Below are 13347 nucleotides of genomic sequence, written 5' to 3'. Positions count from 1 at the left end.
GGTCCGGGGCGTGGCCGTCATCCACCAGGCGCAGCTGGTCCCCACGAAGCTCGAGCTCATCGCCCGCTGGCTGCCCGCGCAGCCGTGGTGCCCCGCGGGGGCGGGGGAGCCGGAGGCGCTGGGGGCGTACCGCTTCGACGACCCCGACGGCGAGGTGGGCCTGGAGGCGCACCTCGTGCGCCTCGCGGGCGTGCTGGTCCACGTCCCGCTGGCCTACCGGGGCGCCGAGGTCCCCGGGGCGGTCGAGCGGCTCGTGGGCACGATGGAGCACTCCGTGCTGGGGCGGCGCTGGGTGTACGACGCCGGCGGGGACCCCGTGCACGCGCGGGTGCTCGCCGACGTGGTGGCCGGCCGCGCGCAGCAGGCGGTGCTGGTGGACCCCGCCGGCGCCCCGCTGCCGGCCCCGCTCGTGCGGGTCGCCGCGGGCGGTGCCGAGACCGGTCCCGAGGGCGGGGTGGTCACGACGGCCGCGGTGGCCGGCGCGCGGGTGGGGGTGGTGCGCGTCCTCGACGGCACCGCCGCGGCCCCGGCGGGCGCGGGCACGCTCGTGGGCACCTGGCCCGGGCGGGAGGGCCCGGCGCTGCTCGCCTGGACCGCCTGACGCCCGTCCCTCAGGCGTCCGCCGCAGCCGCCTGCGCCGGCAGCTCCGCGGGCCGCAGCGCCGCGGTGAACGCCTCGGCGGTGGCGACCACGGCGTCGGCGTGCCGGCGGCCCGGGTGGCGCCCGAAGCGCTCGGCCGGGCCGGAGACGGACACCGCGGCCACCACGCGCCCGGACGGCCCGCGCACGGGAGCGCTCACCGAGGCCAGACCCGCCTCCCGCTCGCCGCTGGAGTGCGCCCAGCCGCGCCGGCGCACCCCCGACAGGGCGGCGGCGTCGAAGCGGGCGCCCAGCAGCTCCACGGACAGCCGCTCGGGGTCGTCCCAGGCCAGCAGCACCTGCGCCGCCGAGCCCGCGGCCATCGTCATCGAGGCGCCCACCGGGACGGTGTCGCGCAGGCCGTGCAGGCGGTCGGCGGCGGCGATGCACACGCGGTGCTCGCCGTGGCGGCGGTAGAGCTGGGCGCTCTCGCCGGTGGTGTCGCGCAGGGCGCTCAGCAGCGGGCCGGCCGCGGCCACCAGCCGGTCCTCGCCGGCGGCCGCGGCCAGCTCGGCGTGCCGGTCGCCCAGCACGAACCGCCCCTGCAGGTCGCGCGCGACGAGGCGGTGGTGCTCGAGCGCGACCGCGAGCCGGTGCGCGGTGGGCCGGGCCAGCCCGGTGGCCGTCACCAGCTGCGCCAGGCTGGCCGGGCCGGCCTCCAGGGCGCTGAGCACCTGCACGGCCTTGTCGAGCACGCCGACTCCGCTACTCTTGTCCACGGAGCGATACTGGCGTCTCAAGTCTTGAGACGCAAGGACCGATGGACGTCCCGGCGCCGCAGCAGCGGCGCGGACGAGGGGAGAGCGACCGTGGGACGCACGCTGGCGCAGAAGGTCTGGGACGAGCACGTCGTCCGGCGCGGGCAGGACGGCGAGCCGGACCTGCTCTACATCGACCTGCACCTCCTGCACGAGGTCACCAGCCCGCAGGCGTTCGACGGCCTGCGCCTGGCCGGGCGCCCGGTGCGCCGGCTGGACCTGACGATCGCCACCGAAGACCACAACACCCCCACCGCCGACATCGACCGCCCGCTCTCGCTGCTGCAGGACCGCACCTCCGCCAAGCAGCTGCAGACGCTGCGCGAGAACTGCGCCGAGTTCGGCGTGCGGTTGCACCCCCTGGGCGACGCCGAGCAGGGCATCGTGCACGTCGTCGGCCCGCAGCTGGGCCTGACCCAGCCGGGCATGACCGTGGTCTGCGGCGACTCGCACACCTCCACCCACGGCGCGTTCGGCTCGCTGGGCATGGGCATCGGCACCAGCGAGGTCGAGCACGTCCTGGCCACCCAGACGCTGCCGCTGAAGCCGTTCAAGACGATGGCCATCACCGTGAACGGCCGGCTCAAGCCCGGCACGACGGCCAAGGACGTCATCCTCGCCGTCATCGCGGAGATCGGCACCGGCGGCGGCCAGGGCTACGTCCTGGAGTACCGCGGCGAGGCGATCCGCGCCCTGTCGATGGAGGGGCGCATGACGATCTGCAACATGTCGATCGAGGCCGGGGCCCGCGCCGGCATGGTCGCCCCCGACGAGACGACGTTCGCGTACCTGAAGGGCCGCCCGCACGCGCCGCAGGGCGCGGACTGGGACGCGGCGGTCGAGCACTGGCGCACCCTGCGCACCGACGACGACGCCGAGTTCGACGCCGAGGTCGTCCTCGACGGCTCGACGCTGGAGCCCTTCGTCACCTGGGGCACCAACCCCGGCCAGGGCGTTCCGCTGTCCGGATCGGTCCCCGTGCCCGAGCGGATCGGCGACGACGGCGAGCGGCAGGGGGTCGAGCGGGCCCTGGAGTACATGGGCCTGACCGGCGGCACGCCCATGCGCGAGATCGCCGTGGACACCGTCTTCATCGGCTCGTGCACCAACAGCCGCATCGAGGACCTGCGCGCCGCCGCCGACGTCGTGCGCGGCCGCCGCAAGGCCGACGACGTGCGCGTCATGGTCGTCCCCGGTTCCGCCAAGGTGCGCCTGCAGGCCGAGGCCGAGGGGATCGACGTCGTCTTCAAGGAGTTCGGCGCCGACTGGCGCTTCGCCGGCTGCTCCATGTGCCTGGGCATGAACCCCGACCAGCTCGCGCCGGGGGAGCGCTGCGCCTCGACCTCCAACCGCAACTTCGAGGGCCGGCAGGGCAAGGGCGGGCGCACCCACCTGGTGAGCCCGCTGGTGGCCGCGGCGACCGCGGTGCGCGGCACGCTCAGCTCGCCGGCCGACCTCGAACCGATCGCCTGACCCGCCGCCCCAGACCCCGAGGAGCTGTCCGTGGAGAAGTTCACCGTCCACACCGGTGTGGGAGTCCCGCTGCGGCGCACGGACGTCGACACCGACCAGATCATCCCCGCCGTGTACCTCAAGCGGGTCACCAAGACCGGCTTCGAGGACGCCCTGTTCGCCGCCTGGCGCGGCGACCCGGGCTTCGTCCTCAACCAGGAGCCCTACCGCGCCGGGTCCGTCCTGGTGGCCGGCAAGGACTTCGGCACCGGCTCCAGCCGTGAGCACGCGGTCTGGGCGCTGCGCGACTACGGCTTCAGGGCCGTGCTCGCGCCCCGCTTCGGCGACATCTTCCGCGGCAACTCCGGCAAGCAGGGGCTGCTGGCGGCCGTCGTCGAGCAGAGCGACATCGAGCTCATCTGGAAGGCGCTGGAGGCCCACCCGGGCACCGAGGTGACCGTCGACCTCGTCGAGCGCGTCGTACGCGTGGACGACTTCACCGCCGCCTTCCAGGTCGACTCCTCCATCCGCTGGCGGCTCATGGAGGGGCTGGACGACATCAGCCTGACCCTGCGCCACGCCGACGAGATCACCGACTTCGAGGCCCGCCGGCCCTCCTTCAAGCCCACCACGCTGCCCGCCCGCGTGGACGCCTGACCGACCGCGCACGACGCCCCGGCTCCTGCTGCGCCGCAGCGGGAGCCGGGGCGTCGTCGTCCCGGAACCGTTGCGCCGCAGCGGATCGAGGGGTTCTGCCGCCGAGCCGGTGCCGCCGGGTGCCCCCGTCCGGGCCGGTGCGCGCAGGGGTCCCGAACCCGCTGCGCCCCAGCGCCCCCGCGCGCCGGCGCCGCTGAGTCGCTTGCGCCGCAACGCCTCGCCGCCGCGCGCCTGGTGGACGCGGGTGATCGCTGGTCGTACCGTTCCTCCCGTCGGGCTCCTGCTCGGCCGCGCGGGAGCGCTCGCGCGAGTGGTGTCCGCAGGACGTTCGCACCGAGGAGGATCCCCGTGAACAAGGCGGAACTGGTCGAGGCGCTCGAGGAGCGCCTCGGCGGCAGGAAGCAGGCGACGACGGCCGTGGAGGCTCTCGTCGAGACCATCACGGTGGCCGTCGCCAAGGGCGACAAGGTCGCCATCAGCGGCTTCGGCACGTTCGAGAAGCAGGCGCGCAACGCCCGCACCGGCCGCAACCCGCGCACGGGTGAAGCCGTGAAGATCAAGAAGACCTCGGTGCCGCGGTTCCGCCCCGGCACCGCGTTCAAGGAGGTCGTCGCCGACTCCAAGGCCCTGCGCGCCTACAGCGCCGCGCTGAAGGAGAAGAACGGCGGCACGGCGGCCGCGGCCAAGAAGACCGCACCCGCCAGGACCGCCGCGCCGGCCGCCCCGGCGACCCCGGCGCGCACGACGACCCGCAAGGCCGCCGCTCCCGCGGCCACCGCCCGGGCCACCACCGGCCGCGCGAGCACCGCCACGCGCCCGGCGGCGACCGCCACGGCCAAGAAGGCGGCGCCGGCCAAGACCGCGGCCCCGGCCCGCACCGCGGCGCGCCGCCCCGCCAAGAAGGCCTGAGGCGCCGCGGCCCCGGCGCACCCCGCACGCACGACGCCCCCGTCCCGGGTTCGGGACGGGGGCGTCGTGCGTGCGCGCTCGGGGAGGTCCGGCCCGGGTGGGTCCGGGTGGCCCGGTCCCGGCGTTTCAGTCGCGGAAGGTCTCGATGCGGGCCCCCAGCGGGGTGAGCCGCTCGGCCAGCTGCTCGTACCCGCGGGCGATGATGTCCACGTTGCGCAGCACCGAGGTGCCCTTCGCGGCCAGCATCGCCAGCAGCACGACCACCGCCGGGCGCAGCGCCGGCGGGCACAGCACCTCCGCGCCCGACCAGCGGGTCGGGCCCTCCACCAGCACCCGGTGCGGGTCCAGCAGCTTCACCCGCGCCCCCAGCCGGTTCAGCTCGGTCAGGTAGATGGCGCGGTTGTCGTAGACCCAGTCGTGCACGGTGGTCGAACCCTCCGCGCTCGCGGCGATGACCGCGAAGAACGGCAGGTTGTCGATGTTCAGCCCCGGGAACGGCATCGGGTGGACCTTGTCGATCGGCGCCCGCAGCGAGGAGGGGTGCACCGTGATGTCGACCAGCCGGGTGCGCCCGTTGGCCGCCGGGTACTCCTCGGACAGGTCGTAGCGCAGGCCCATCTCCTCCAGGATCGCCAGCTCGATCTCGAGGAACTCGATGGGCGCGCGGGTGACCGTCAGCTCGGAGTGGGTGACGATGGCCGCGGTGAGCAGGCTCATCGCCTCCACCGGGTCCTCGGAGGGGGAGTAGTCCACGTCCACGGAGATGTCCGGCACGCCGTGGACGACCAGGGTCGTGGTGCCGATGCCGTCGATGCGCACCCCCAGCAGTTCCAGGAAGAAGCACAGGTCCTGGACCATGTAGTTCGGGCTGGCGTTGCGGATCGTCGTGACGCCGTCGACCCGGGCCGCCGCCATCAGCGCGTTCTCGGTGACGGTGTCGCCGCGCTCGGTCAGCACGATGGGGCGCTGCGGGCGCACCGAGCCGTCGACGGTGGCGTGGTAGTGGCCGGTGGTCGCCGTCACCTGCAGGCCGAAGGGGCGCAGCGCCACCATGTGCGGCTCGACGGTGCGGGTGCCGAGGTCGCAGCCGCCGGCGTAGGGCAGCTGGAACTCCTCGAAGCGGTGCAGCAGCGGGCCGAGCAGCATGATGATGCTGCGGGTGCGCCGCGCGGTCTCGGAGTCCATCGCGTCCAGGTCCAGCGCCTCGGGGACGTCCAGGACGAGGTCGGCCTCGTTGATCCACTCGTAGCGCACCCCGATGCTGCCCAGCACGTCCAGGATGCGGTGGATCTCCAGGATGCGCGCCACGCCGCGCAGCGTGGTGCGGCCGCGGTTCAGCAGCGCCGCGCACAGCAGGGCGACCCCGGCGTTCTTGCTGGACTTCACCGCGATGCTGCCGGACAGCTGGGTGCCGCCGTGCACGCGCAGGTGCGTGGGGGCGGGGCGGCCGATGGAGACGAAGTCGTCCTGCAGCGCGTGGCCGACGCGCTGGAGCATGTCGATGGTGACGTTCTGCTGCCCCTGTTCCATGCGGTGCACCGCGCTCTGCGAGGTGCCCAGCCGTTCGGCGAGCTGGACCTGGGTGAGACCGCGGTGCTTGCGGGCGTCACGGATGAGCGCGCCGATCTGGGTGAGGTGGTCACCCGTGGGCGGGGTCATCGGCTCGGTGGAGACTGCCATGCCGGCCACCGTATCTCACATGTGAGATAAACCCCGGGAGGCCCTGGTCGGCGGCGTGTCCGGGCTGTCCTAGCGTGACACGCGTGTCCTCCGTCGCCCCCAGTCCCTCCCCGCGTGTCGCCGTCATGGGTGCCGGCGCCTGGGGCACTGCCTTCGCCCTCGTCCTCGCCGACGCCGGCTGCCGCGTCACCCTGTGGGCCCGCCGGCCCGAGCTCGCCGCCGAGGTCCGCGATCGGCGCACCAACCGCGCCTACCTCGGCGAGGTCGTGCTGCCGGACGGCGTGGACGCCACCGCCGACGCGGCCGCCGCCCTGAGCGGTGCCGACCTCGTCGTCCTGGCCGTCCCGCTGCAGCGGCTGCGCGAGCAGCTCACCGCCTGGCGCGCCCGGCTGCCGGACGTGCCCCTGGTGTGCCTGGCCAAGGGCGTGGAGGCCGGCACCGGGCTGTTCGGCACGGAGGTCGTCGCCGACGTCACCGGGGCCGGCCCGGAGCGCCTCGTGGCCGTCTCCGGGCCCAACCTCGCCGCCGAGATCGCCCGGCGCGAACCCGCCGCCACCGTCGTCGCCTGCGCCGACGCCGCGGTCGCCGCCCGCCTCGCCGCCACCTGCACCTCCCCGGCCCTCCGCGCCGAGCCCACCACCGACGTCCTCGGCGTCGACGTCGCCGGCGCCGTCAAGAACGTCGTCGCCCTCGCCGTCGGCGTGGTCGAGGGCGCCGGGCACGGCGCCAACGCGCGCGCCGCCGTCCTGACCCGCGGCCTGGCCGAGACCACCCGGCTCGGGCTGGCCCTGGGGGCCGACGCCGCCACCTTCGCCGGCCTGGCGGGCATCGGCGACCTCGTCGCCACCTGCGGCTCGCCGCTCTCGCGCAACCACCGCGCCGGCGTCGCCCTCGGCCGCGGCGCACCCCTGGTCGAGGCCCTCGCCGCCGCCGGCGGCACCGTCGAGGGCGTCACCTCCGCCCCCGCGGTGTTGCGCCGCGCCGCCGGCGCCGGGGTCGCGGCGCCCCTGGTCGAGCAGGTCGCCGCCGCGGTGGCCGCCGGGCGCGCGCCGGACGGGCTGGTCGCGCGCCTGGTGGGCGCCTAGGGCCCGGCCCGCGCGCCTCAGCGGCCCTCGGCGGTGCGGGCGATGGCCGCCAGGGTCGCGGGGATGCCCTCGTGCGCCGCGCGCGTGCGGTCGGCGATCTGCCGCGGGGCGTCCTGCCCGTACAGCTCGGCGAACGCCGCCAGACCCGCTGGCAGGAACTCCCACGACTCCGTCAGGAGCGTGCCCCCGTCGACGGGGGCGAAGGTGAACCCCCAGCGCACCCGGTCCCCGCCGACGACGAAGGCGAACTCCCGGCCGCGCTCGGCGGCCACCACCCGGCTGCGGGTCTCCCAGACCCGCCCGGGGACCTCGTTGCGGCCGGTGAACCAGGCGCCCACCTGCGCCGACCGCCCCTCGTCCCACCAGCACCCGGTGCACACCGGGCTCCACCGCCCCATCCGGGTCACGTCGGAGACCAGGTCGTAGAGCTCCTCGGGCGAGCGGGCCACCACGATCGAGTCGGAGAAGGCGAGGTCGGGAGGGGACGGGTCGGGGGAGGTCCGGTCGTTCACCGGCGGATCGTGGCACGGCTCCGGGGGCTCGCCGTCGCCGGGGCGCCGGGCGGTCCGCACCTGGGCCGCCCAGCGCCACCCCCGGGGTTCAGCGGGACCCGCCGGCCCGCTCCCGCGACGCGTCCAGGGCCTGCTCCAGGTCCGCCCACAGGTCCTCGACGTCCTCCACGCCCACGGACAGCCGCAGCAGCTCCTCCGGGACCACCGTCGGCTCGCCGGCGTGCCGGCGGCGCCGCTCGACCAGCGACTCCACGCCGCCCAGGCTCGTGGCCGGCACCCACAGGCGCACCGCGTCCACGACCGCGTCGGCGGCCGCGGCGCCGCCGGCGACCTCGATCGAGACCAGCGCGCCGAAGCCGCTCATCTGCCGGCGCGCCAGCTCGTGCCCGGGGTCGTCCGGCAGGGAGGGGTGGCGCACCCGCGCCACCGCCGGGTGCCCGCGCAGCCGGACCGCCAGCTCCGCGGCGCTGCGCTGCGAGCGCTCCAGGCGCAGCGGCAGCGTCCGCAGCCCGCGCAGCGCCAGGAACGCCTCCAGCGGGCCGGGGATCGCCCCGTGCAGCGTGCGGTGCCGCACCAGGCGCGCCAGCAGGTCCTCCGAGCGCGTCACCACCGCGCCCAGCACCACGTCCGAGTGCCCCGAGAGGAACTTGGTCACCGAGTGCACGACCACGTCGGCGCCCAGGTCCAGGGGCCGCTGCAGCAGCGGGGTCGCGAAGGTGTTGTCCACCACCACCAGCGCCCCGCGCTCGTGCCCGGCGGCCGCCAGCGCCACCAGGTCCGCGACCTCCAGCAGCGGGTTCGTGGGCGACTCCAGCCACAGCAGCGCCGGTCCCGCCACGGCCGCCAGGGCCGCGCGCACCCCCGCCACGTCCGTGACGTCCACCCGCTGCACGCGGGCGCGCCCCTGCTCCACCAGCAGGTCCAGCACCGAGTGGGTGCCGTTGTAGGCGCCGTGCGGCACCAGCACCGTCGCGTCGGCCGGCACCAGGTGCAGCGCGGCGGTCACCGCCGCCATGCCGGAGGCGAACGCGCGGGCCGAACCGCCCTCCAGCGCCCCCAGCGCGGTCTCCAGGGCCTCCCACGTCGGGTTGCCGAAACGGCCGTAGCCCAGCCCGCCGCCGTCCATCGAGCCGCCGCCCACGTACGTGGAGGTCAGCGAGACCGGCGTGTTCAGCTCGCTGCCCGGCCCGCGGGCGGGGCGTCCGGCGACCACGGCCAGCGTGTCGGGGGAGATCTCGGGGAGGGTGTTCTCGGGCACGCACGCACCCAACCACACCGCCGGTAGGGTGCCCGCCGATGAGCACCCAGGTCAGCGCCAAGCCGCGCGTCGCCGTCCTCTTCGGCGGCCGTTCCTCCGAGCACGCCATCAGCTGCGTGACCGCGGCGGGCGTGCTCGCCGCGATCGACCGCGAGCGCTACGACGTGGTGCCCGTGGGCATCACCCGCGCCGGGCGCTGGGTGCTCGTGCCCGACGACCCCTCGCTGTTCGCGCTCACCGACGGCAAGCTGCCCGAGGTGCCCGCCGCCGGGACGCGCGTCGCGCTCGCCCAGGAGGTCTCCCAGGGCGCGTTGCAGACCCTCGACGAGCCGCCCACCGGCGTGGCCGCCCTGCAGCGCGTCGACGTGGTCCTGCCGCTGCTGCACGGCCCCTTCGGCGAGGACGGCACCCTGCAGGGGCTGCTGGAGCTGTCCGACACCCGCTACGTCGGCTCCGGGGTGCTCGCCTCCGCCGTCAGCATGGACAAGCAGGCCATGAAGGTGCTGCTGGAGGGCGCCGGGCTGCGGGTGGGTCCCTGGACCTCCTTCCACGCCCGCCGCTGGGCCGCCGACGAGGCCGGCTGCCGCGCCGAGGTGGAGGCGCTGGGGTACCCGGTGTTCGTCAAGCCGGCCCGCGCCGGCTCCAGCATCGGCATCTCCCGGGTCCAGGGCCCCGCCGAGCTGGCCGCAGCCGTGGCCGAGGCCGTCGCCCACGACCCCAAGGTCGTCGTGGAGGCGGCCGTGAACGGCCGCGAGATCGAGTGCGGCGTCTTGGAGGACCTGGCCGGCGGCGAGCCGCGCACCAGCGTGCCCGGGGAGGTCGAGGTCGTCGGCGGCCACGACTTCTACGACTTCGAGGCCAAGTACCTCGACTCCGCCGGGGTGCGCCTGACGTGCCCGGCGGACCTGCCCGCCGAGGTGGTCGCCGTCGTGCGGCGCACCGCCGTGCGCGTCTTCGAGGCCATGGGGGCCGAGGGCCTGGCCCGCGTCGACCTGTTCGTCGACCCCGAGCGCGGCGAGGACGGCGTCGTCGTCAACGAGATCAACACGATGCCCGGCTTCACGCCGCACTCGATGTTCCCGCGCATGTGGGCGGCCACGGGTGTGGACTACCCGGAGCTGGTGGACCACCTGCTGCAGCTGGCGCTGCGGCGCCCCACCGGCCTGCGCTGAGGCGCGCGGCGCCCCCCGCGCGCCCTCACACGCAGGTGCGCGCCTGCGGGATCGCCGACACCGCCGCCGCCAGGTCCACCAGCGGGGCCGTGGCGCTCGCCTCGGCCAGCCGGCCGCCGTAGCGGACGGTGACCTCCACGGCCGGCTCGCGCCCGTACGTGAGGAAGCGCACGGCCCGGTCGCTGCGCGCGTCCTGCACCCAGTCCACGGTGCTCGCCTCGTCCGGGCCCACTGGCAGGCACGGCTTCGTCGTGGGACCGATCACCGCCGCCCCGCAGCGCAGCACCACCTGCTCCTCGCCCCACACGGCCACCCCCGCGGCGCCCTGCGGGCTGCGTGCCAAGCCCTCCAGGACGTCCGGCAGCGCCTGCAGCAGCCGCTCGCACGCCGGGTCCGTGCCGGCCGGAGCCGCCTCCACGCCCGTGCTGCCGCTCCGGTACGCCCACGCCGAGGCGCCCACCAGCACGCTCACCGCGACCGCGACCGCGACGCGCTGCCGGGTGCGCGAGGCGCCCCGCCGAGGCGCGGGGGCCCGGGGCGGGGGCGGCGGTCCGGGAGCGGGCATCGCCGTTAGTGTGGCCGGGCCGCGCGACCGGGCGCGGGGCGGGTCCGCCGGGCCCGCCGGCGCGGGCGGGCGGGAGCATCGGTGCGGGTCGGGGACCTCGACGAGTCGGAGCTGCTGACCCGGGTGCTGCCCCTGCTGCCGTCCCGGGCGCTGCTGGGCCCCGGTGACGACGCCGCGGTCGTGGCCGCCCCGGACGCCCGGGTCGTGGCGACCACCGACGTCCTGGTCGAGGGCCGCGACTTCCGCCGCGACTGGTCCACCGGCGCCGACGTCGGCTGGAAGGCCGTGGCGCAGAACGTCGCCGACGTCGCCGCCATGGGGGCCGGTTGCACGGGGCTGCTCGTGGCGCTCGGCCTGCCCGGGGACCTGGACGTGGCCTGGGTGGAGGACTTCGCCACCGGCGTCGCGCAGGCCTGCCGCGCCCTCGGGGCGGTCGTCGTGGGCGGCGACCTGTCCGGCGCCTCGGAGGTCGTCGTGGCCGTCACCGCCCTGGGCGACCTCGCCGGGCGCGCACCGGTGCTGCGCTCGGGAGCCCGGCCGGGCGACGTGGTGGCGCTCGCCGGCCCGCCGCCGGGCCGCTCGGCGGCGGGCCTGGACCTGCTGCGCGCCGGGCGGCTGCGCGGCCCCGGTTCCGTGCCCGACCTGCTCGCCGCGCACCGCCGGCCCGTCCCGCCGGTCGAACTGGGGCCGGCGGCCGCCGACGCCGGCGCCAGCGCCCTCATGGACGTCAGCGACGGGCTGCTGCGCGACGCCGGCCGCATCGCCGCCGCCAGCGGGGCCGTCCTCGACCTGCACCTGGAGGGCACCGTGCTCGCCGGGTCCGCCGGCGCCCTGGCCGCGGCCACCGGTGCCGACCCCGCCACGGCGCGGTCGTGGGTGCTCACCGGCGGCGAGGACCACGGGCTGCTGGCCTGCTTCCCGGCCGGGGCGCGGGCGCCGGAGGGCTTCCGCGCCGTCGGGCGGGTGCTCGCGGGGGCGCCCAGCGTCCTGGTGGACGGTGAGCCGTGGTCGGGTGCGGGTTCGGGCTGGGACCACTTCCGGGGGCGTTAGCGGCCCGGGGCGCGGCCGGCCCGGGGGAGCGGGGCGGACCCCGCCCCGGACGCGCCGCGGGGCCGGTCCGAGCGGACCGGCCCCGCGGGCTCGTGCTGTGCGCGAAGGGTCAGCGCGTGACCTTGCCCGCCTTCAGGCAGGAGGTGCACACGTTGAGCCGCTTCGGCGAACCGTTCACGGTGGCCCGCACCCGCTGGATGTTCGGGAGCCACATGCGGTTGGTGCGCCGGTGCGAGTGCGAGACGCTCTTGCCGAAGCCAGGGCCCTTGGCGCAGACGTCGCAGTTGGCAGCCACGGGGTACTCCTGGGGTCGTGAGGGGTGGAGGGGCGACGACCCCGGTGGGGGCGCCGACCGGTGTCGGAGAGGCCCGGACACCGCCGTCCACCATAGCCGAGCCGTGCGGGTGCGGGCGAACCGGCGCCTCAACCCCTCCGGAACCCCTCCGGCAGACCCCCGTGCGGCGGATCCGCCCCGCGACCCTCCAGCCGGACGCCCCGGCACCCGATGGTGACTCGTGCCCGCGCGGACCCGTCCCGACCGGAGCGGGGAGCCCTGGTGGGCGCCCCGCGACGGAGCCGCGGGCACCCGCGCGGCCGGTGCGCTGGCGCTGTTCGGGGCGCTGTACATGGTCCTGGGCGCGCTGCTGGTCCCCAGCAGCACGAACGGGAGCCGCTGGGGGCTGCCGGCCTCCGTCGCCGCCGCCGCGCTCCTGGCGGCCCTCAGCGCCGTGCCCGCGCTGGCCCCGCGGCGGGTGCCCGGCTGGAGCGCCGTCGCCCTGGTGCTGGTGGGTGTCGCCGAGATCCTCGCGCTGGACCTCGTGACCGTCGACACCAGTGCCAGCGCGCAGGTCTTCCTGTGGTGGCCGGCCATCTACGCCGCCTACCACCTGCGGCGGGCGGCGGCGTGGGCGGTGGCCGCCACCTGCCTGGCCGCGCAGGTCACCCTGCTGCTCGTCCTGGCCGGACCCGGGCTCGTGGGCCGCGACACGCCGGCGTGGGCGGTCACCGCAGCGGTCGTCACGGCCATGGTCTCCGGCGCGCGGGACCGGCAGGCGGCCCTGCTGGAGGACCTGCGCACCGAGGCGGGGCAGGACGGGCTGACCGGCCTGGCCACCCGCAGGGCGTTCGACGACGCCCTGGCCCGGCACCTGCGCGAGGGGTCGGTGGGCGCGCTCGTGCTCGTCGACGTCGACCGCTTCAAGGAGGTCAACGACGAGCACGGGCACGCCGCCGGCGACGCGGTGCTGCGCACGGTCGCCGGGGAGCTGCGCGCGGTCTGCCGCCCCGGCGACGTCGTGGCCCGGCTGGGCGGCGACGAGCTGGCGGCGCTGCTCGTGCACGCCGACCCCCCGCCCCCGGCGGAGCTCGGTGCCACGTGCCCGCTGGCGCTCGCCGCGGCGGAGCGATTCCGCGCCGCCGTCGCCGGCCTGCGGGTCCCCACCCCCGACGGCTCACCGGGTCCGCGGCTCAGCGTGAGCGTCGGCGTCGCCGGTGGCGGACTGCCGGGGGAGACGCCCGAGCGCCTCCTCGCGCGCGCCGACGCGGCCCTGTACGCCGCCAAGCGCGGTGGGCGCGACCGCGTCGTCGCGGGGTCCGCACCACCCGGTACG

13 protein-coding genes and 1 pseudogene are annotated in these 13347 nt (G+C 76.7%); 8 read left to right on the top strand and 6 right to left on the bottom strand.

The window, feature by feature from the left end; translation table 11 throughout:
- Positions 1 to 10: 10 nt before the first annotated feature.
- Entirely contained in the window at positions 11 to 601 is a 591-nt protein-coding gene (locus tag ACRYM0_RS01490) for a CG0192-related protein (protein ID WP_432501397.1), read from the top strand.
- Positions 602 to 611: 10 nt separating this feature from the next.
- Here ACRYM0_RS01490 and ACRYM0_RS01485 read toward each other — a convergent pair whose 3' ends face one another.
- Positions 612 to 1358, bottom strand: coding sequence for an IclR family transcriptional regulator (locus ACRYM0_RS01485; protein ID WP_432501395.1), 747 nt, complete (start codon positions 1356 to 1358; stop codon positions 612 to 614).
- A 90-nt stretch (positions 1359 to 1448) separates the two neighbouring features.
- Here ACRYM0_RS01485 and leuC point away from each other — a divergent pair, with 90 nt between their 5' ends.
- The 3 genes from leuC (at position 1449) to ACRYM0_RS01470 (ending at position 4415) form a co-directional block, all read left to right on the top strand.
- Entirely contained in the window at positions 1449 to 2870 is a 1422-nt protein-coding gene (gene leuC / locus ACRYM0_RS01480; protein ID WP_432501393.1) for a 3-isopropylmalate dehydratase large subunit, read from the top strand.
- A gap of 30 nt (positions 2871 to 2900) precedes the next feature.
- Positions 2901 to 3506: a 3-isopropylmalate dehydratase small subunit gene (gene leuD / locus ACRYM0_RS01475; RefSeq protein ID WP_432501391.1), complete on the top strand. Its 606-nt coding sequence runs from the start codon at positions 2901 to 2903 to the stop codon at positions 3504 to 3506.
- 348 nt (positions 3507 to 3854) lie between these two features.
- Positions 3855 to 4415, top strand: a complete 561-nt coding sequence (locus ACRYM0_RS01470; RefSeq protein ID WP_432501388.1) for an HU family DNA-binding protein — start codon at positions 3855 to 3857, stop codon at positions 4413 to 4415.
- 126 nt (positions 4416 to 4541) lie between these two features.
- Here the strand turns inward: ACRYM0_RS01470 and ACRYM0_RS01465 are convergent, their stop codons facing one another.
- Positions 4542 to 6074 carry a helix-turn-helix domain-containing protein gene (locus ACRYM0_RS01465; protein ID WP_432501485.1) on the bottom strand — a complete coding sequence of 511 codons (1533 nt, stop codon included), beginning with the start codon at positions 6072 to 6074 and terminating at the stop codon, positions 4542 to 4544.
- 146 nt (positions 6075 to 6220) lie between these two features.
- On the opposite strand from ACRYM0_RS01465, the gene ACRYM0_RS01460 reads away from it, so the two are divergent.
- Positions 6221 to 7180: an NAD(P)H-dependent glycerol-3-phosphate dehydrogenase gene (locus ACRYM0_RS01460; RefSeq protein WP_432501484.1), complete on the top strand. Its 960-nt coding sequence runs from the start codon at positions 6221 to 6223 to the stop codon at positions 7178 to 7180.
- Between the two features lie 17 nt (positions 7181 to 7197).
- Here ACRYM0_RS01460 and ACRYM0_RS01455 read toward each other — a convergent pair whose 3' ends face one another.
- The gene (locus ACRYM0_RS01455) at positions 7198 to 7692 is read right to left on the bottom strand and encodes an SRPBCC family protein (protein WP_432501386.1); all 495 of its coding nucleotides are present in this window, start codon (positions 7690 to 7692) and stop codon (positions 7198 to 7200) included.
- Positions 7693 to 7780: 88 nt separating this feature from the next.
- Entirely contained in the window at positions 7781 to 8950 is a 1170-nt protein-coding gene (locus ACRYM0_RS01450) for a trans-sulfuration enzyme family protein (protein ID WP_432501383.1), read from the bottom strand.
- Between the two features lie 38 nt (positions 8951 to 8988).
- Here ACRYM0_RS01450 and ACRYM0_RS01445 point away from each other — a divergent pair, with 38 nt between their 5' ends.
- Entirely contained in the window at positions 8989 to 10122 is a 1134-nt protein-coding gene (locus tag ACRYM0_RS01445; protein WP_432501382.1) for a D-alanine--D-alanine ligase family protein, read from the top strand.
- Between the two features lie 25 nt (positions 10123 to 10147).
- Here the strand turns inward: ACRYM0_RS01445 and ACRYM0_RS01440 are convergent, their stop codons facing one another.
- On the bottom strand, positions 10148 to 10687 hold the full coding sequence (locus ACRYM0_RS01440; protein ID WP_432501379.1) for a DUF3515 family protein: 540 nt from the start codon (positions 10685 to 10687) through the stop codon (positions 10148 to 10150).
- Positions 10688 to 10768: 81 nt separating this feature from the next.
- On the opposite strand from ACRYM0_RS01440, the gene ACRYM0_RS01435 reads away from it, so the two are divergent.
- Complete coding sequence (locus ACRYM0_RS01435) at positions 10769 to 11737, top strand: thiamine-phosphate kinase (protein ID WP_432501378.1); 969 nt, start codon at positions 10769 to 10771, stop codon at positions 11735 to 11737.
- Positions 11738 to 11846: 109 nt separating this feature from the next.
- On the opposite strand, the gene rpmB is transcribed toward ACRYM0_RS01435, so the two are convergent.
- Positions 11847 to 12032 (bottom strand): 50S ribosomal protein L28, encoded by a 186-nt coding sequence (gene rpmB / locus ACRYM0_RS01430; RefSeq protein ID WP_380137333.1) that lies wholly within the window; start codon positions 12030 to 12032, stop codon positions 11847 to 11849.
- 220 nt (positions 12033 to 12252) lie between these two features.
- Here rpmB and ACRYM0_RS01425 point away from each other — a divergent pair.
- Positions 12253 to 13326, top strand: a pseudogene (locus ACRYM0_RS01425) (GGDEF domain-containing protein); the annotation flags it as partial.
- Positions 13327 to 13347 lie beyond the last annotated feature (21 nt).

This window comes from Kineococcus arenarius subsp. arenarius (assembly GCF_050871845.1).
GTDB lineage: Bacteria > Actinomycetota > Actinomycetes > Actinomycetales > Kineococcaceae > Kineococcus.
This window is presented reverse-complemented; position numbering and strand designations above follow the sequence as displayed.